13 protein-coding genes are annotated in these 18,379 nt (G+C 73.4%); 10 read left to right on the top strand and 3 right to left on the bottom strand.

Annotated elements, in window-relative coordinates; genetic code table 11:
• Window positions 1-96: 96 nt before the first annotated feature.
• The gene (locus ACZ7D7_RS11315; protein WP_470823793.1) at window positions 97-2,148 is read right to left on the bottom strand and encodes a hypothetical protein; all 2,052 of its coding nucleotides are present in this window, start codon (window positions 2,146-2,148) and stop codon (window positions 97-99) included.
• A 351-nt stretch (window positions 2,149-2,499) separates the two neighbouring features.
• Between ACZ7D7_RS11315 and ACZ7D7_RS11310 the strand changes: the two genes are divergently transcribed.
• The 7 genes from ACZ7D7_RS11310 to ACZ7D7_RS11280 all read left to right on the top strand — a co-directional run bounded on the left by ACZ7D7_RS11310 (window position 2,500) and on the right by ACZ7D7_RS11280 (window position 12,991).
• Window positions 2,500-4,047: a leucyl aminopeptidase gene (locus ACZ7D7_RS11310; protein WP_470823792.1), complete on the top strand. Its 1,548-nt coding sequence runs from the start codon at window positions 2,500-2,502 to the stop codon at window positions 4,045-4,047.
• Window positions 4,048-4,357: 310 nt separating this feature from the next.
• A complete protein-coding gene (gene lpdA / locus ACZ7D7_RS11305; protein ID WP_470823791.1) occupies window positions 4,358-5,746 on the top strand; it encodes a dihydrolipoyl dehydrogenase in 1,389 nt (462 codons plus the stop codon).
• A 56-nt stretch (window positions 5,747-5,802) separates the two neighbouring features.
• Window positions 5,803-7,581, top strand: coding sequence for a 2-oxoglutarate dehydrogenase, E2 component, dihydrolipoamide succinyltransferase (gene sucB / locus ACZ7D7_RS11300; protein WP_470823790.1), 1,779 nt, complete (start codon window positions 5,803-5,805; stop codon window positions 7,579-7,581).
• Between the two features lie 205 nt (window positions 7,582-7,786).
• On the top strand, window positions 7,787-8,416 hold the full coding sequence (locus ACZ7D7_RS11295; RefSeq protein WP_470823789.1) for a GntR family transcriptional regulator: 630 nt from the start codon (window positions 7,787-7,789) through the stop codon (window positions 8,414-8,416).
• Window positions 8,417-8,678: 262 nt separating this feature from the next.
• The gene (gene aceE / locus ACZ7D7_RS11290) at window positions 8,679-11,381 is read left to right on the top strand and encodes a pyruvate dehydrogenase (acetyl-transferring), homodimeric type (protein ID WP_470823787.1); all 2,703 of its coding nucleotides are present in this window, start codon (window positions 8,679-8,681) and stop codon (window positions 11,379-11,381) included.
• A gap of 60 nt (window positions 11,382-11,441) precedes the next feature.
• Window positions 11,442-12,416 carry a helix-turn-helix transcriptional regulator gene (locus ACZ7D7_RS11285; protein WP_470823786.1) on the top strand — a complete coding sequence of 325 codons (975 nt, stop codon included), beginning with the start codon at window positions 11,442-11,444 and terminating at the stop codon, window positions 12,414-12,416.
• A gap of 56 nt (window positions 12,417-12,472) precedes the next feature.
• Window positions 12,473-12,991, top strand: coding sequence for a DUF4240 domain-containing protein (locus ACZ7D7_RS11280; RefSeq protein WP_470824246.1), 519 nt, complete (start codon window positions 12,473-12,475; stop codon window positions 12,989-12,991).
• Between the two features lie 45 nt (window positions 12,992-13,036).
• Here ACZ7D7_RS11280 and ACZ7D7_RS11275 read toward each other — a convergent pair whose 3' ends face one another.
• Window positions 13,037-13,840, bottom strand: coding sequence for a peptidoglycan recognition protein family protein (locus tag ACZ7D7_RS11275; protein WP_470823784.1), 804 nt, complete (start codon window positions 13,838-13,840; stop codon window positions 13,037-13,039).
• A 154-nt stretch (window positions 13,841-13,994) separates the two neighbouring features.
• Here ACZ7D7_RS11275 and ACZ7D7_RS11270 point away from each other — a divergent pair, with 154 nt between their 5' ends.
• Window positions 13,995-15,179: a MarP family serine protease gene (locus ACZ7D7_RS11270; RefSeq protein WP_470823783.1), complete on the top strand. Its 1,185-nt coding sequence runs from the start codon at window positions 13,995-13,997 to the stop codon at window positions 15,177-15,179.
• A 17-nt stretch (window positions 15,180-15,196) separates the two neighbouring features.
• On the opposite strand, the gene ACZ7D7_RS11265 is transcribed toward ACZ7D7_RS11270, so the two are convergent.
• Window positions 15,197-15,700, bottom strand: a complete 504-nt coding sequence (locus tag ACZ7D7_RS11265) for a GNAT family N-acetyltransferase (protein WP_470823781.1) — start codon at window positions 15,698-15,700, stop codon at window positions 15,197-15,199.
• A gap of 73 nt (window positions 15,701-15,773) precedes the next feature.
• On the opposite strand from ACZ7D7_RS11265, the gene ACZ7D7_RS11260 reads away from it, so the two are divergent.
• On the top strand, window positions 15,774-16,676 hold the full coding sequence (locus tag ACZ7D7_RS11260; protein ID WP_470823779.1) for a TIGR01777 family oxidoreductase: 903 nt from the start codon (window positions 15,774-15,776) through the stop codon (window positions 16,674-16,676).
• A gap of 203 nt (window positions 16,677-16,879) precedes the next feature.
• A complete protein-coding gene (locus tag ACZ7D7_RS11255; protein WP_470823778.1) occupies window positions 16,880-18,334 on the top strand; it encodes an NAD(P)/FAD-dependent oxidoreductase in 1,455 nt (484 codons plus the stop codon).
• Window positions 18,335-18,379 lie beyond the last annotated feature (45 nt).

Raw genomic sequence — 18,379 nt, 5'->3', positions numbered from 1 at the left:
TTCGGATTCTGTGCGGGGAACTGCTGCCCGGCGCCCGGCTGCGGGTTCGTCGTGGCTGGTCGCGCAGTTCGCCGCGCCCCTTCAAGGCGTTTGCTCTTACGGCAGCTTCAAAGTCACCGCTGACTGGAGCAGCTCCGGCGTGGTCCACGCCGAGCGTTCGCCCGCGTACGGCGTGCCGAACGGCGCCGTGCCCAGGAGGAGTTGCTTGCGGGTGCCCTCCGGGGCCGTGATCGGGATGCGGACGCCCGACGGGGCCGTCACCGTGACCGTGTCGCCGACGCGGTAGGCGGTGACGCGGTTGGTGTCGAGGGCGGTCCGCCAGGCGGTGCGGCGCTGGAGTTCGGTGCCGATGGCCTTCTGCGGCAGGTTCTCCAGCGGAGTGTTGGCGGCGAACAGGGCCGCGTAGTCGGCGAGGACCTTGTCCAGGACCGGGTAGAGGATGCGGTCCTCGGCCAGGTTGGACTGGTGGACGTAGTGCGGGCGCGGGTCGCCCGAGACGACGTGGCCGAGGGCGGTGCGCGCCTCCTGCGGGACGATGTGCGTGTCGTAGCCGGTGGCCGGGTCCAGCGGGGCGGGCAGGCAGGTGGAGGTCGGGTCGTCCTCGCAGACGCCGCTGCCGCCGTCGGCGCGGGAGGTGTAGATCCAGTTGTACTCGTCGGTCATCTCGGCCTCGGTGCCGACGTTGTAGTACACGTTCATCGGGTGCCGGGGCACGGTGACCGCCGTGCCCACCGCACGCTGGCCGGGCTCGCGGGAGTTGTCGGAGGCGATCCACCGGATGCCGGTGTCGGCGAGGGCGCCGGCCAGGTGGGGGTTGTCGGACGGCTGCTGCGGCAGGGTCTTGAGGCCGGAGTGCTCGCCGGTGACCAGTTCGGTGCGGTCGACGGGCAGGCCCTTGTTGACGGCCCAGTTGTGGTTGTCGCGGATCTGCGCGGCGATCTCCGCGCGGCTCATCCACCTGACCGACCCGTCGGCGTTCTTCGCGCAGCTCCACGGCACGGTGGAGGTGTCCTGCACGCAGCCCAGGTAGGGGTGGGTGTAGGTGTGGTTGATCCAGCGGTACTGGCCCTTGTCGGCGAGCAGTTGGGCGGTGAGCGCGTCGGTGCCGCCGTGCTCGCGCTTCCACTCCTCGCCGGAGCCCGCGTTGTAGACCATGTCGAGCGTGAAGCCGCGCTCGCGCTGCCACTGGGCGGCGTACCGCGCGTCGTCGGCGGTCATGCGGATCGGGGCGGTGCCCTCGCCGTCGCCGCCCGCGCAGTCGAAGTCGCCGGGCGTGCAGTTGCGTTCGGTGTCCCAGCGGCTGTCGGGCGCGAACACGTCGTCGACGTGCACGGCGAAGTGGTTGCGGGCGCGGCCCAGGTGGACGCCCTGCGTGAGCCATTCGACGATGCCGCGCGCGAGCAGCCGGAACTGCTGCTGGTGCCGGTTGTACGCGAAGGTCACCACCAGTTCGCGGCGCCCGTCGTGGGCGTACTCGCCGACCAGGCTGCCGCGGCCCTCCCCGGCGGGCACCGGCAGGTCGACGTAGCTGGTGAAGCCGGCGCGGGGCCGGGCCACGTAGCCGTAACTCTCCAGCGTGGTGGGCGAGTTGTCCTCGAAGGTGAACGCGCCGTCGAGGTAGCCGAAGGGCCCGGACTTCCCGGCCTGGGTGACGGTGGCCTCGCGGCCGTCGAGGGAGCCGGCCCAGCCGCCCTCGCTGATGTGGTCGAGGCCGACTCCGGGGTGCGCCCAGGTGTAGGCGTCGACCTGCGGGATGCCGTACGTCCGCTCGTAGGTCTCCAGGGCGGTCTGCTCGGGCGAACCCGCGCCGAACGGGGCCTCGTTGGGCAGGACGACGCCCTGGTACCGGGCGCGGGGGCGGCCTCCCACCGTGTCGCTGAGGAAGGCCTCGGTGACGGTCGGGCGGTCCGGGTCGTTCAGGTCGACGGTGGTGTACGGCACGCCCGTGCTCCTGAGCCGGTCGGTGATCGCCCCGACCGAGCTGTCGCCGTTGTCGACGACCAGCACCCTCAGGTCGATGCGCGGTGTCTCGGCCGCCGAGGCGCCGGGCACCCCCAGCCCCAGCGCCAGCAGTCCCCCGGCCGTCAGCGCGACGGCGGGCCCTCTCAGACGGGTCCGTCGATTCCAGCGGTGCGCACGGTGCGCCATGGCGGTCCTCCCCCCAGATGATCCCCTCGCGGTCGATAAGCGGAGGATCCGTGGAAATCATGCAAAGCGGTGAGCCGGGCACTCACCGGAACGCGATGAGTGTGACTCAGGTCACCGGACGCGAGGATCGGGAAATGGCCATGACGCCACCCACAGGTGAACACCCGCAGGAATGAGCGAACGCGACCACGAGCGTAGGCTCGTCCCGGGTGTTCGCCGACAGGGTGAAGGCCCCGGTCGGTACCGCACCCGCAGCCCGTGGAACAGGTGGAGTTAGGGTCGGCCGACGGGCCCGGTCGACCCACCCACTCGGCCACAGCAACTTCACATCGGAAGCGAGAATTCACCACCGTGACTGCTCTCACTCTCAGCACCGCCGCGGCGCCCGGCCTGCGGGCCGACGCGCTCGTGATCGGTGTCGCCAAGGGCACGGCATCCAGGTCCGGGAACCTGGTCGTCGCACCGGGCGCCGAAGCCGTGGACCAGGCGTACGACGGCGGGCTCGCCGGCGTCCTCGAGACCCTCGGCGCCTCCGGTGCCGAGGGCGAGGTGACGAAGCTGCCCTCGCCGTCCGGCTTCAAGGCCCCGCTCGTGGTGGCGGTGGGCCTGGGCGAGGAGCCCGGCGAGGACGCCGAGGGCGGCTACGGCGCCGAGGCGCTGCGCCGCGCCGCCGGTGCCGCCGCCCGCGCCCTGGCCGGCTCGAAGAAGGCCGCCTTCGCGCTGCCGCTGGCCGACGCGGCGGACGCCGGTGCCGTCGGCGAGGGCGTGCTGCTCGGCGCGTACTCCTTCGACGCGTACAAGAAGAAGGACGGCAAGGACGCCGGCGGGAAGGGCGGCAAGGCGCCGCTCGGCGAGGCCACGCTGCTCGGCGGCAAGGCCCGCGACAAGGCCTACAAGGCGGCCCTGGAGCGCGCCACCGCGGTCTGCGAGGAGCTCAACCGCGCCCGCGACCTCGTGAACACCCCGCCGAACGACCTCAACCCCGAGGCGTTCGCGGCCGTCGCGCAGGCCGCGGCCAAGGAGCACGGCATCAAGGTGCAGGTGCTCGACGAGAAGGCGCTCACCAAGGGCGGCTACGGCGGCATCCTCGGCGTGGGCGCCGGCTCGGCGTCCCCGCCGCGCCTGGTGAAGCTGTCGTACACGTCCTCCAAGGCGAAGAAGCACCTCGCCTTCGTCGGCAAGGGCATCACCTACGACTCGGGCGGCATCTCGCTGAAGCCGGCCGGGCACAACGAGACGATGAAGTGCGACATGAGCGGCGCCGCCGCCGTGTTCGCCGCGGTCGTCGCCGCCGCACGCCTGGGCCTGGAGGTCAACGTCACCGGCTGGCTGGCGCTCGCCGAGAACATGCCGTCCGGCTCGGCGACCCGCCCCGGCGATGTGCTGCGCATGTACAGCGGCAAGACCGTCGAGGTGCTCAACACCGACGCCGAGGGCCGGCTGGTGCTGGCCGACGCGCTGTGGGCCGCCTCCCAGGAGAAGCCGGACGCCGTCGTGGACGTGGCGACCCTGACCGGCGCGATGATGATGGCGCTGGGCAGCCGCACCTTCGGCATCATGGCGAACGACGACGCGTTCCGCACCGCGGTGCACGAGGCCGCCGAGGAGGTCGGCGAGGCCGCGTGGCCGATGCCGCTGCCGGAGCACCTGCGCAAGGGCATGGAGTCCGCGACCGCCGACATCGCGAACATGGGCGAGCGGATGGGCGGCGGCCTGGTCGCCGGTCTGTTCCTGCGCGAGTTCGTGGGCGAGGGCATCACCTGGGCGCACCTCGACATCGCGGGCCCGGCGTTCAACGAGGGCGGTCCGTTCGGCTACACGCCGAAGGGCGGCACGGGGTCCGCGGTGCGGACGCTGGTCCGGCTGGCGGAGCTCACGGCCGCGGGCGACCTGGGCTGACGTCCGCCTCCTGAGGCGGACCCCGTCCGTCGTACGACGATTCCGCCGCGTGGGGCCGGTCGCTCCCACGCGGCGGAGCCGCACATCGACACGGTCCCGTGCCCTTCCGGCGCCGTCCGCTCCCCCGTGACACCTGAACGTGGGACGTCTCACACACCGGCCCCTTGTCTCGCACGGCGCCGACAAGTGCGAAGATGGGGCACGGCAGGACAGGGCCCCCACCGAAGGGCCGAAGCAAGAGCGGCCGGACACCAGCCGCCTGCCGGTCAGTGACGACCGGCTCACGGCGCACATGCATGGAGGACGTGACGTGGCGAACGACGCCAGCACCGTTTTCGACCTAGTGATCCTCGGCGGCGGCAGCGGTGGTTACGCCGCGGCCCTGCGCGGGGCGCAGCTGGGCCTGGACGTCGCCCTGATCGAGAAGGACAAGGTCGGCGGCACCTGCCTGCACCGGGGATGCATCCCCACCAAGGCCCTGCTCCACGCGGGCGAGATCGCCGACCAGGCCCGCGAGAGCGAGCAGTTCGGTGTGAAGGCCACGTTCGAGGGCATCGACGTGCCCGCCGTCCACAAGTACAAGGACGACGTCGTCTCGGGCCTCTACAAGGGTCTGCAGGGCCTGATCGCCTCCCGCAAGGTCACGTACATCGAGGGTGAGGGCCGGCTCTCCTCGCCGACCTCCGTCGACGTGAACGGGCAGCGGATCCAGGGCCGCCACGTCCTGCTGGCGACCGGCTCCGTGCCGAAGTCGCTGCCGGGCCTGGAGATCGACGGCAACCGCATCATCTCCTCGGACCACGCCCTCGTCCTGGACCGCGTGCCGAAGTCCGCGATCGTCCTCGGCGGCGGTGTCATCGGCGTCGAGTTCGCCTCCGCCTGGAAGTCCTTCGGTGCGGACGTCACGATCATCGAGGGTCTGAAGCACCTCGTCCCGGTCGAGGACGAGAACAGCTCGAAGCTCCTGGAGCGCGCGTTCCGCAAGCGCGGCATCAAGTTCAACCTGGGCACCTTCTTCCAGAAGGCGGAGTACACCCAGGACGGTGTCAAGGTCACCCTCGCCGACGGCAAGGAGTTCGAGGCCGAGGTGCTGCTGGTGGCCGTGGGCCGCGGCCCCGTCTCGCAGGGCCTCGGCTACGAGGAGGCCGGGGTCGCCATGGACCGCGGCTACGTCCTCGTCGACGAGTACATGCGGACGAACGTCCCGACGATCTCCGCCGTCGGTGACCTCGTCCCGACGCTCCAGCTCGCGCACGTCGGCTTCGCCGAGGGCATCCTGGTGGCGGAGCGTCTCGCCGGTCTGAAGACCGTCCCGATCGACTACGACGGCGTGCCGCGGGTGACGTACTGCCACCCCGAGGTCGCCTCCGTGGGCATCACCGAGGCCAAGGCCAAGGAGATCTACGGCGCGGACAAGGTCGTCGCTCTGAAGTACAACCTGGCGGGCAACGGGAAGAGCAAGATCCTGAAGACCGCGGGCGAGATCAAGCTCGTCCAGGTCAAGGACGGTGCGGTGGTCGGCGTCCACATGGTCGGCGACCGCATGGGCGAGCAGGTCGGCGAGGCCCAGCTGATCTACAACTGGGAAGCGCTGCCGGCCGAGGTGGCCCAGCTCGTCCACGCCCACCCGACGCAGAACGAGGCGCTCGGCGAGGCCCACCTGGCCCTCGCGGGCAAGCCGCTGCACGCGCACGACTGAGCAGCCCTCGGGCGCGACGACACAGACTTCCGCACTTCTAAGGAGCAACCGAAACCATGGCGGTTTCCGTAACCCTTCCGGCGCTCGGCGAGAGCGTCACCGAGGGCACTGTCACCCGGTGGCTGAAGGCCGAGGGTGAGCGCGTCGAGGCCGACGAGCCGCTGCTCGAGGTCTCCACCGACAAGGTCGACACCGAGATCCCCTCCCCCGCCGCCGGCGTCCTGGCCTCCATCAAGGTCGCCGAGGACGAGACGGTCGAGGTCGGCGCCGAGCTGGCCGTCATCGACGACGGCAGCGGCGCCCCCGCCGCGGCCCCCGCCCCGGCCGTCGAGGACGTCGCCCCGCCGGCGCCCGAGCCCACCCCGCAGGCCGCCCCGTCCACGGAGCAGGCCGCGCCCGCCCCGGCCCCGACCGCCGAGGCGGCCGCCGGTGGCGGTTCGGCCGAGGGCACGGACGTGGTCCTGCCCGCGCTCGGCGAGTCGGTCACCGAGGGCACCGTCACCCGCTGGCTGAAGTCGGTCGGCGACAGCGTGGAGGCCGACGAGCCGCTGCTCGAGGTCTCCACCGACAAGGTCGACACCGAGATCCCGGCGCCGGCCGCCGGTGTGCTGCTCGAGATCGTCGTCGGCGAGGACGAGACCGCCGAGGTGGGCGCGAAGCTGGCCGTCATCGGCCAGCCCGGTGCCGCCCCGGCCGCGGCCCCCGCCGCTCCGGCCGCCCCCGCTGAGCCCGCCCCGGCGCCCGCCGCCCAGGCCGCCCCGGCCCCGGCTCCGCAGGCCCCGGCCCCGCAGGCCCCGACGGCTCCGGCCCCGCAGCAGCAGGTCACCCCGGCTCCCGAGCCGGCCCCGGCCGCTCCGGCGCCCGCGCCCGCCCCGGTCACCCCGGCCCCGGCGCCCGCCGGTGACGACGGCGCCTACGTCACCCCGCTGGTGCGCAAGCTCGCCGCCGAGAACGGCGTCGACCTCGCCGCCGTCAAGGGCACCGGCGTCGGTGGCCGCATCCGCAAGCAGGACGTCATCGCCGCCGCCGAGGCCGCGAAGGCCGCCGCCGCTGCCCCGGCTCCCGCCGCGGCCGCCCCGGCCGCCAAGAAGGCGCCCGTGCTGGAGGCCTCGCCGCTGCGCGGCCAGACCGTCAAGATGCCGCGCATCCGCAAGGTCATCGGCGACAACATGGTCAAGGCGCTCACCGAGCAGGCCCAGCTGTCGTCGGTCGTCGAGGTCGACGTCACGCGGCTGATGAAGCTGCGCGGCCGGGCCAAGGACGCGTTCGCGGCGCGCGAGGGCGTCAAGCTCTCCCCGATGCCGTTCTTCGTCAAGGCCGCGGCCCAGGCGCTGAAGGCCCACCCGGTCATCAACGCCAGGATCAACGAGGCCGAGGGGACCATCACCTACTTCGACACCGAGAACATCGGCATCGCGGTGGACTCCGAGAAGGGCCTGATGACCCCGGTCATCAAGAACGCCGGCGGTCTCAACCTCGCCGGCATCGCCAAGGCCACGGCGGAGCTGGCCGGCAAGGTCCGCGCCAACAAGATCACGCCGGACGAGCTGTCCGGGGCGACCTTCACCATCTCCAACACCGGCTCGCGCGGTGCCCTGTTCGACACGATCATCGTGCCGCCGGGCCAGGTCGCGATCCTCGGCATCGGTGCCACGGTCAAGCGCCCGGCCGTCATCGAGACGGAGGAGGGCACGGTCATCGGCATCCGCGACATGACCTACCTGACCCTCTCCTACGACCACCGCCTGGTCGACGGCGCCGACGCCGCCCGCTACCTGACGGCGGTCAAGGCCATCCTGGAGGCGGGCGAGTTCGAGGTCGAGCTCGGCCTGTAGCCGCGCCCCGACGTCGCTTCGATGCCCCCGCCCGGAATCTCCGGGCGGGGGCATCGCCGTCTCCCGGTTGTGTCAGGGGCGTGTAAGCCTCGTCTCACCTGCACAGAAGCCCCGTGCACGCCCTTCCCGGCGAGCCAACGCGCCGTATTGTCTAAACGTCGAACGCCCCCCGGGGGTCCGAGAGGCCCCTTCCTAAGGAGCTCTCATGACCGCGCCCGTCGTCCATTCGCTCCGCGAGCAGATCCGCGAGCACATCCTGGAAGGGATCATCAGCGGGCGCTGGCAACCGGGCGAGCGAATCGTGGAACGGCGCATCGCGACCGAGCTGGAGGTCAGTCAGACGCCCGTCCGGGAGGCGCTGCGCGAGCTGGAGTCGCTGCGGCTGATCGAGTCGGCGCCCAACAAGGGCGTACGGGTGCGGAATCTGACCGCGGCGGACCTGGAGGAGAGCTATCCCGTCCGGGCCGGTCTGGAGGCCATCGCGGCGGAGCTGGCGGCCGCGCGCCTCGCGGAGGACTGCTCGGCGCTGGAGCCGCACGTCGCCGCGCTGTACGAGGCCGACCGCATGGCGGACGGCACGGGGCAGGTGCGGCACACGGTGGCGTTCCACCGGGAGCTGGTGCGGGCGGCGGGCAACTCGGTGCTGCTGCACACCTGGGAGGGCCTCGGCATCGAGGTGTTCACGGCGCTGTCGATCCGCTGGCTGGGCACGGTCCAGCAGTCGTACGCGGAGGAGCACGAGGAGCTGGTGGCCGCCTTCAAGCGCCGCGACCCGCGCATCGCGGAGCTCGTGAAGGCACATGTGCTGGGCTGCGCGCCCCGCCACGAAGGCTGAGCGGCGCCCCGCTCACACGTGGCCCGACCTGCGAAAACCACGCCAAAACGCGGCACCCGGTGTCTGCGCCGCAGGCACCCCGTGCCTACTTTCTCGTGATCAAGGGATTTTCGCCCCGAACCCTTTGATCGATCATCGATCAGGGGGTTACAGTCGCCGACGGGCTCCCACCCGAGCCTCCAGCCCTGTCCTGCCAAAGATCAAGGGCACCCCTGAACCCTTACCGATGAGGGAACCCCCTTCGACTGAGGAAGGCGGCGACATGACCGACCCCTACGCCATCCAGCCGAGCGAGCTCGACCAGCTCCCGGACCGCGACCCGGAGGAGACTGCCGAATGGCAGGCCTCACTGGACGCCGTCGCCAAGGCGGCCGGGCCGCACCGTGCCGCGTACCTGATGCGCCGTACGCTGGAGCGCGCCGAGGGCGCCGGCATCGCGCTGCCGAAGCTCCTCGAGACCGACTACGTCAACACCATCCCCACCGCCGCCGAGCCCGCCGTGGACGGTGACGAGGAGATGGAGTCCCGGATCACGGCCTGGAACCGCTGGAACGCGGCGGCCATGGTGACCCGCGGCTCGAAATACGGCGTCGGCGGCCACATCGCCACCTTCGCCTCCGCGGCCTGGCTCTACGAGACCGGCTTCAACCACTTCTTCCGGGGCAAGGAGGCCGACAGCTCCGGCGACCAGCTCTACATCCAGGGCCACGCCTCCCCCGGCATCTACGCCCGCGCCTTCCTCGACGGCCGGCTGACCGAGACCCACCTCGACAACTTCCGCCGCGAGTCGGGCGGCGAGGGCCTGCCCTCGTACCCGCACCCGCGCCGGCTGCCCTGGCTGTGGGAGTTCCCGACCGTGTCGATGGGCCTCGGCCCGCTCTCCGCGATCTACCAGGCGCGCTTCAACCGCTACCTGACCAACCGCGGCATCAAGGACACCGCCGGCTCGCACGTGTGGGCGTTCCTCGGCGACGGCGAGATGGACGAGCCCGAGTCGACGGCGGCCCTCGCGCTCGCCGCCCGCGAGGAGCTCGACAACCTCACCTTCGTCATCAACTGCAACCTGCAGCGCCTCGACGGCCCGGTCCGCGCCAACTTCAAGATCGTGCAGGAGCTGGAGGCCCAGTTCCGCGGCGCCGGCTGGAACGTGATCAAGACGCTGTGGGGCTCGGCCTGGGACGAGCTGTTCCAGCTCGACACCACGGGAGCGCTGGTACGCCGGCTGCGCGAGGTACCGGACGCGCAGATCCAGACGTACCAGACCCGCGACGCGGCCTACATCCGCGAGGACTTCTTCGGCAAGGACCCGGCGCTCGTCGAGATGGCGAAGCTGCTGAGCGACGACAAGATCGTCGAGTGCTTCCACTTCTCGCGCGGCGGCCACGAGTCCCGCAAGGTGTACGCGGCGTACAAGAAGGCGCTCGCGCACAAGGGCGCGCCGACCGTGATCCTGGCCCAGACGGTCAAGGGCCACACCCTCGGTGAGGGCTTCGCGTCGAAGAACGCCAACCACCAGATGAAGAAGCTGACGGTGGACGAGTTCAAGGCGATGCGCGACCGCCTCGGCCTGCCGATCAAGGACAGCGACTTCGTCGACGGCGTGGTCCCCTACGGCCACCCGGGCGCCGGCTCCCCCGAGGTCCGCTACCTCCAGGAGCGCCGCGCGGCCCTCGGCGGCCCCGCCCCGGCCCGCCGCGTGCACCCGGTCGCGCCGCTGCCCGCGCCCTCGGAGAAGGCCTTCGCCTCCTTCGACAAGGGCTCCGGATCGCAGAACGTGGCCACCACCATGGCCTTCGTCCGCCTGGTCAAGGACCTGGTCCGCGACAAGGAGACCGGGAAGCGCTGGGTGCCGATCGTCCCCGACGAGGCGCGCACCTTCGGCATGGAGAGCCTCTTCCCGTCCCTCGGCATCTACTCGCCCAAGGGCCAGACGTACGAGCCGGTCGACCGCGACCAGCTGATGTACTACAAGGAGGCCAAGAACGGCCAGATCCTCAACGAGGGGATCACCGAGGCCGGTTCGATGGCCGACTTCATCGCCGCTTCCACGTCGTACGCGACGCACGGCGAGGCGATGATCCCGTTCTACATCTTCTACTCGATGTTCGGCTGGCAGCGCACGGCCGACCAGATGTGGCAGCTCGGCGACCAGCTCGGCCGCGGCTTCCTCATCGGCGCCACGGCCGGCCGCACCACGCTGACCGGCGAGGGCCTCCAGCACGCCGACGGCCACTCCCCCGTCATCGCCGCGACCAACCCGGCCGCGCTGACGTACGACCCGGCGTTCGCGTACGAGGTCGCCGCCATCGTCAAGGACGGTCTGCGCCGCATGTACGGCGAGGCCGCCCCGGGCGAGGACCAGGACGTCTTCTACTACCTGACCGTCTACAACGAGCCGCTCCCGCAGCCGGCGAAGCCGTCCGTGCCCGGCATCGACGAGGGCATCGTCAAGGGCCTGTACCGCTTCAACACGGCGGAGTCGGCGGGCCTGTCCCCGGTCGCGAACGCGCCGCGCGTCCAGCTGCTGGGCTCCGGCACGGCGATCCACTGGGCGCTGAAGGCGCAGCGGATGCTGTCCGAGGAGTGGGGCGTGGCCGCCGACGTGTGGTCCGCGACGTCCTGGAGCGAGCTGCGCCGCGACGCGCTGGAGGCCGACGAGGCGCTGCTGCGCGGCGAGGAGCGGGTGCCGTTCGTGCGGCAGGCGCTCCAGGGCGCCGAGGGTCCGGTGCTGGCGGTCTCCGACTACATGCGTCAGGTCCCCGACCAGATCGCGCAGTGGGTGGAGCAGGACTGGTCGTCGCTGGGCGCGGACGGCTTCGGCCTGTCGGACACCCGTGACGCGGCCCGCCGCCACTTCGGTGTGGACGCGGAGTCGATCGTCGTCGCCGCGCTGGCCCAGCTCGCCCGGCGCGGCGAGGTCAAGGCGACGGCCGTGAAGGAGGCGCGCGAGCGCTACGGCCTGTAAGGCACGGCTGGTTTCCGGGAGGCCCTCGCTTCGGCGGGGGCCTCCTGCATGATGTGGTCCATGCGTGCTGCCCGGCTGATCAAGATGGTGCTGTTGCTCCAGTCCCGGCCGTCCATGACCGCCGCCGAGCTGGCGCGGGAGCTGGAGGTGTCGGAGCGGACCGTCACCCGGGACGCGCAGGCGCTGTCGGAGGCGGGCGTGCCGGTGTACGCGGACCGGGGCCGGGCCGGCGGGTACCGGCTGGTCGGCGGGTACCGGACGCGGCTGACGGGGCTGCACCGAGGCGAGGCCGAGGCGCTGTTCCTGTCGGGGGTGCCGGGGGCGCTGCGCGAGATGGGTCTGGAGGACGCGGCGTCAGCGGCCCGGCTGAAGGTGTCGGCGGCGCTGCTGCCGTCGCTGCGGGACGCCTCGCGCACGGCGGCGCAGCGGTTCCACCTGGACGCGCCGAACTGGTTCCGGGAGCCCCGCACGCCCCGGCTGCTGCCGGCGGTCGCGGACGCGGTGTGGGACGACCGGCGGATCGCGGCGCGCTACCGGCGCGGGGAGGAGGAGGTCGTCCGGGAGCTGGAGCCGTACGGGCTCGTGCTCAAGGCGGGCGTCTGGTACCTGTGCGCGCGGGTGGCGGGCCGGGAGTCGTTCCGGGTGTACCGGATCGACCGGTTCACGGCGGTGGAGGCGGGCGAGGAGCGGTTCGAGCGGGATCCGGACTTCGATCTGCCGGCGTTCTGGGAGGAGCGGGCCGAGCAGTTCGCGCGGTCCCTGCTGCGGGCGGAGGTCGTGGTGCGGCTCTCCCCGGAGGGGGCGCGCAGGCTGCCGTACGCGGTGGACCCGCTGTCCGCGCGGGAGGCGCTCGACGCGGCGGGCGGCCCGGACGGCGAGGGCTGGGTGACGGTGACCCTGCCGGTGGAGTCGGAGGAGGTCGCCCACACGCAGCTCGCGGCGCTCGGACCGGAGGCGGAGGTGCTGGCGCCCGAGGGGCTGCGGGCGCGGTTCACGGCGGACGCGCGGCGGCTGGCGGCCCTGTACGGCGCATAACGATCCGCCGCACTCCGCGTGCGACCGGTGGCCCGAGGGCCGATGCTGGACCCGTGATGGACGAGACGGAGTTCTGGCGGCTGGTGGACGACGCCCGGGAGGCCGCCGACGGCGATCCCGAGGAGCAGGCCGACCAGCTCGTGGAGCGGCTGCTGGGCCTCGACCCGGAAGCGGTCCTGGACTTCGCGCGCCATTTCGAGGTCCGCTACAACCGCGCCTACCGCTGGGACCTGTGGGGTGCCGCGTGGGTGCTGCTGGACGGCGCGAGCGACGACGCCTTCGACTTCTTCCGGTGCTGGCTGATCGGCCAGGGACGCGAGGTGTTCGAGGGGGCGCTGCACGACCCGGACGCGCTCGCCGATCTGCTGGGCGACTTCGACGAGGAGCTCGACGGGGACGCCGAGGAACTCGGTTACGCGGCGGACGAGGCGTACGAGCAGCTGACGGGGGTCGTCGCGCCGGACCTGGACCTCGCGCCGCCGCCGGCGGAGCCGGAGGGCACGCCGGTCGACTTCGAGAACGAGCGGGCGCTGTCGGAGCGGTATCCGCGCCTGTGGGACCGGTTCCGGGCCTGAGCCGCGGCTGCGGCCCGAGCGCCTTGTCCTGCCTGCCCCGGCACGCTACTTCCTGCCCTGCAGCAGGGCGGCCTGGCCGCGGATGGCGGGGAGGCGGGCGGTGAGCTCGGCGCCGGGGCAGGTGGTCATGTAGCCGTCGTTGTGGCCGGCGACGGCGGGCAGGGAGGCGGTGGCGCCGGCCGCGTACCGGCTGTGGCCGTTGCTGGACACCAGGTCGACCACGGCGCGCGGGTCGGTGCCGGACGGGCCGAGTTTCCAGGCGGCGACGGCGGCGACGGCGTCAGTGATCTCCTGAGGTACGGGGACGCCGGCGGTGAAGGTGCCGAGGGCGGCGATACCGGTGGTGCGGTGGTTGAAGCCCTGGGTGTGGGCGCCGGTGACGGCCCGGGTGACGCCTCCGGCGCGGCCCTCGTAGACGGTGCCGCAGCGGTCGACGACGAAGTTGTAGCCGATGTCGTCCCAGTCGCGGGCGCCGGTCTGGCCCGTGTAGAGGTCGCGCAGGATGCGGGGGGTGTCGGCGCAGTCGTAGTCGTTGGGCGTGTCGGTGTGGTGGACGAACACGGCGACGACCCGGTCGTCGTAGCGCGGCCGGGGCTGGGGACGGGCGGCGTCGCCCAGCCAGACGGAGCGCGGCACGATGTGTGGCCGGGGGGCGTGGTACTGCGCGGCGGGGCGGATCGCGGGGGCGGCGGCGGGGCGCCGGTCGACGCCGTGTGCGCACAGCACGAGCGCCCCGACGGCGGCGAGCCCGGGCAGCCAGCACAGCAGCGCCGGGACGGCGCCTGGCAGGCCGGGTATCCGGCCCGCGCGCGGTTGTCGTGCCCCTCGCGCGCTTCGGACGACACGCATGCTCCCACTGTCGGTCCGTTCCGCCGGGCCCGCGACGCGTGCTGTGCCACCCGGTGGAACCCCGTCCGGTCCGCGGCGGTCCGCGCTGATCATCGGGCCCCGCCGGCACGTACTACGTGGGGTCGGGGGTGGGGTCCGAAAGGAAGGCGGTGTCGTGGAGCTGCTCGACATCCTGCTGGTGCCGGTGGTCCTGGCCTACGCGGCGTCCGGTTGCCGCCGCGGGCTGGTGGCCGGCTGTGTCTCGCTCGCCGGGTTCGTCGGCGGCGCGGTCGTCGGTGTGTGGGTCCTGCCGTGGGTCATGGGCCTGGTGACGCCGGGGACGACGCGGGCGACGGTGACGGCCGTGCTGACGGTGCTGGTGCCGGCGGCCGTGGGGCACGAGCTGGCCGGGCGGCCCGCGATGCGGCTGCGGCGTGAGCTGGAGCGGGGCCCGCTGCGGGCGGCGGACGGCGTCGGCGGGGCGGTGGCGAACGCGGCGGCGGCGCTGATCGTGGCGTGGGTGGCGGCGAGCGTGCTGGCGGTGTCCTCGTCGCCGCTGGTCACGAGCGCGATCCGGGACTCGCGGCTGCTGGGCGCGGTGCAGGGGGCGATGCCGGACACGACGCCCACGTGGTTCTCGGGGGCGACGTCGGCGCTGACGGAGGCGGGCTTCCCGCAGGTGTTCAACCCGTTCGAGAGCGAGTCGACGGCCGAGGTGGCCAGGCCCTCCGGCGACAGCGTCACGGCGAGCGCCACGAACGCGGCGAAGCTGAGCACGGTCAAGATCGAGGGCGTCACCGGGGACGTGGGCCGCGAGGGCAGCGGCTTCGTGTACGCGCCGCGGCACGTGATGACGAACGCGCACGTGGTGGCCGGCATCGACGCGCCGGGCGTACGGGTCGGCGGGGTGGGGCGGACGTACGAGTCGCGGGTGGTGCTGTTCGACCCGGACAAGGACGTGGCGGTGCTGTACGTGCCGGATCTGCGGGCGCCTGCGCTGCGGTTCGACGACGGTGCCCGGCGCGGCGACCCGGCGGTCGTCGCGGGCTATCCGGAGGACGGCGACCTGGATCTGCGGGCGGCGACGGTCGCGGGCCGGGTGCACGCGACCGGGCAGAACATCTACAGCGACGCGAGCGTGACCCGTGAGATCTACTCGATCCGCTCCACGGTCCGGCCCGGCAACTCCGGCGGACCGCTGCTCACGACGGGCGGCGAGGTGTACGGCGTGGTGTTCGCCCGTTCCACCTCGGACGCCGGGACGGGGTACGTGCTGACGGCGGCCGAGGTCGCCGGCGACGCGGCGCGCGCGGCGGACGCGACGGCGCCGGTGGACACCGGGGAGCCGACCGGGCCGTAGGCACGGCGCCGCCGCTGTCAGCCCTGGGCGACGGGGACCAGGGACTGTCCCATCAGCACGTCGTCGACGTAGGCGCCGTCCAGGCGGAACTCCTCCGGCTGGACGCCCTCGACGACGAAGCCCTCGGACTCGTACAGCTTGCGGGCCGCGGTGTTGTGGCCGAGGACGCGCAGGGTGATGCGGCGGGCGCCGAGGCGGCGGGACTCCTCGACGGCGGCGCGGACGAGGGCCCGGCCGATCCCCAGGCCGCGGGCCTCGTCCGCGACGGCGAGACCGCGGATCTGCCGGACGTGCCGGTTGGAGGCGAGTTCCGTGGGGAAGCCGAGCCGCACATAGCCCACGACGCGCCCGGCCAGCTCGGCGACGAGGTGGTCGTCGGGCCCGCAGCGCTCCCGGAAGAACGGCTCCAGGCCGTCCGGGCGCGGGGTGACCGCGTGCAGGGGCGACCAGGTGGCCAGGTCGAGCCGCGCGAGCGGTTCCTCGTCGGCGAGCGTGGCGCGGCGGATGGACGGATGCGGCATGACGGCCACTGTACGGGGCACGCGTCGCGGCCGGTCATCGGTTTTTCGCCGCCGGGCGCGGCAGGATGGGCGCATGGCAGCTTCCCGTATCGCGGTGGCCGGCGCGTCCGGTCTCGTCGGCAGCGCCCTGGTGCGGTCCCTGACCGCCGACGGGCACGAGGTGGTGCGCCTGGTGCGCCGGGAGCCGCGTGCGGCGGACGAGGTGCGGTGGGATCCGCAGCGGCGGTCCGTGGACGCGGCGGGGCTCGCCGGGTGCGACGCGGTGGTCAACCTGGCCGGGGCCGGGGTCGGCGACCGCCGCTGGACGCCGGCGTACAAGGAGCGGATCCGCTCCAGCCGGGTGGACGGGACGGCGGCGCTCGCCGGGGCGCTCGCCGCGCTGGATCCGGGCGAGCGGCCCCGGGTGTTCGTGAACGGCAGCGCGATCGGCTTCTACGGGGACACCGGCGAGCGGGCCGTGGACGAGAGCGCGCCCGCGGGCGAGGGGTTCCTGCCGTCGCTGTGCGTGGAGTGGGAGGCGGCGGTGGCGCCCGCGCGGGAGGCGGGCGTGCGGACGGTGCTGGCCCGCACCGGGCTGGTGGTGGCCCGCGGGGGCGGGGCGTGGGGGCGGCTGTTCCCGCTCTTCCGGGCGGGGCTCGGGGGGCGGCTGGGCGACGGGCGGCAGTACTGGTCGTTCGTCGCGCTGCACGACGAGGTGGCGGCGCTGCGTCACCTTCTCGACACGGACGGCCTGTCGGGGCCCTTCAACCTCACCGCGCCGCGTCCCGCGACGAACCGTGAGGTGACCGCGGCGATGGGCCGGGTGCTGCGCCGGCCGACGCCGTTCACGGTGCCGGCCCCGGTGCTGCGGGGTGTGCTGGGCGAGATGGCCGGGGACGTGCTGGGCAGTGCGCGGGTGCTGCCGGCGCGGCTGCTGGAGTCGGGGTTCCGGTTCGCGTTCCCGGAGGTCGAGGAGGCGATCCGGGCGGCGCTGTGAGGCGGGACGCGGGCAAGGTCGTCTGGCGGGCCGCGGGCTGTGGGCGGCGGGGACGGGCATGCGACCGTCGTGCGCCCGTGCCCTGTGCGTGCGCGACTCCGCAGGGCGGATCACGGGCCTAACCTCGTGCCGAACTCGGGTATCCCTGGAGCCGGTTGGGGGCATGAGGTCTCCAGCTGCCGCGCAACCTCGAGGAGGGGCACGTGCTTGAGCCCGTGAATCAGGCGGACGTCGTCGTCGTGGGAGCCGGGGTCGCCGGGCTCGCGGCGGCTCATCGGCTGACCGGCGCAGGAGTGTCGACCGTCGTGCTGGAGGCCGCCCACGGGGTGGGCGGACGGATGGCGACGGAGAAGATCGACGGCTTCAAGCTCGACAGAATCGGACAGTTGCTGTCCACGGCGTATCCGGGGCTGCGGCTGACGCCGGGTCTGGAGGGGCTGGTGCTGCGCCCGTTCGCACCGGGGGTCCTGCTGCACAGCGAAGGACGGCACCACCGCGCGGGCGCGCAGACCGGCGCGGGGGGCGCAAGGAGCGCACTCCATGCCGTACGCGCCCTCGCGAGCGCTCCCCGGTCCGTACCGGCACCCCGGAGGCCGCTGCCGACGGCCGGGACGGCGGGGCGGCCGGGGGATGTGCCGCGCAGCCGGCCGGGGAGTGCGCCTCGGAGCCGGCCGGGGGGTGTGCCGCGCGGCCGTACCGGCGCCCCGCTCGGCGGCGCCGTCGACCAGGCGCGGCTCGGCGCCGCGCTGACCCGGCTCGCGGGCACGCCCGTCGAACGGCTGCTGGCGCGGCCGGAGATGCCGGCGGCCAGGGCGCTGGCGGCGCGCGGTCTGCCCGCCCGCACCATCGAGGGGTTCGTCAGGCCGCTGCTCGCGGCGCTGCTGTGCGACCCGGAGCTGACGACGTCCAGCCGGTGCGCGGACCTCGCCCTGCGGGCCTTCGCGGCGGGGCGGCTGTGTCTGCCGGAGGGCGGCGCGGAGGCGCTGCCCGAGCTGCTGGCGGGCTCGCTGCCGCCGGGCTCGGTGCACACCGGGGTGCGGGTCACGGCGGTGTCCACGACGTCGGTGACGACGGCGGAGCACGGCGAGATCCGCTGCCGGGCGGTGCTGGTGGCGACGGACGCGCGGGCCGCCGCCGAGCTGCTGCCCGGGCTGCGGGTGCCGGACTTCCATCCGGTGACCGTGCTGCACCACACCACGGCGGAGCCGCCGGCCACGGGCGCGTCCCTGGTGCTGGACGCGGACCGGGGCGGGCCCGTGGCGCACACGGCGGTGGTCAGCCGCGTGGACCCCTCGCGCGCGCCGGCCGGCCGCACGCTGGTGACGTCGACGGTCCTCGGCACACCGCCGCCGGACGTCGACACGGCGGTCCGCACACACCTCGCACGTCTCTACGGCACGTCGACGACGGGCTGGGAGACGCTCGCCGTACGGCACACCCCCGAGGCGGTCCCGGCGATGGGCGCGCCACACGACCTGTGCCGCCCGGTGCGCCTGCTGGCGGGCCTCTACGTGTGCGGCGACCACCGGGACACCAGCACGGTACAGGGCGCCCTCCACTCGGGCCACCGGGCGTCGACGGCGATCCTCGCGGACCTGGGGGCGGGCGGCTCGATGCACGCGGCGGAACCCTCGCGGACGATGCCCTCGGCGGCGTGAGCCGTGCCGTGACGGCCGGTCCGGTCGGTACCGGAGCGGCCGTCA

This window comes from Streptomyces sp. NPDC037054, assembly GCF_055606745.1.
Note: the sequence above shows the minus strand (reverse complement) of the source record. Positions and strands in the feature narration are given on the sequence as shown.

Coding starts and splice junctions, on each gene's coding strand:
- ACZ7D7_RS11315 (WP_470823793.1), bottom strand. CDS start 2,148: ATGGCGCACCGTGCGCACCGCTGGAATCGACGGACCCGTCTGAGAGGG.
- sucB (WP_470823790.1), top strand. CDS start 5,803: ATGGCGGTTTCCGTAACCCTTCCGGCGCTCGGCGAGAGCGTCACCGAG.
- ACZ7D7_RS11295 (WP_470823789.1), top strand. CDS start 7,787: ATGACCGCGCCCGTCGTCCATTCGCTCCGCGAGCAGATCCGCGAGCAC.
- aceE (WP_470823787.1), top strand. CDS start 8,679: ATGACCGACCCCTACGCCATCCAGCCGAGCGAGCTCGACCAGCTCCCG.
- ACZ7D7_RS11285 (WP_470823786.1), top strand. CDS start 11,442: ATGCGTGCTGCCCGGCTGATCAAGATGGTGCTGTTGCTCCAGTCCCGG.
- ACZ7D7_RS11280 (WP_470824246.1), top strand. CDS start 12,473: ATGGACGAGACGGAGTTCTGGCGGCTGGTGGACGACGCCCGGGAGGCC.
- ACZ7D7_RS11275 (WP_470823784.1), bottom strand. CDS start 13,840: ATGCGTGTCGTCCGAAGCGCGCGAGGGGCACGACAACCGCGCGCGGGC.
- ACZ7D7_RS11265 (WP_470823781.1), bottom strand. CDS start 15,700: ATGCCGCATCCGTCCATCCGCCGCGCCACGCTCGCCGACGAGGAACCG.
- ACZ7D7_RS11260 (WP_470823779.1), top strand. CDS start 15,774: ATGGCAGCTTCCCGTATCGCGGTGGCCGGCGCGTCCGGTCTCGTCGGC.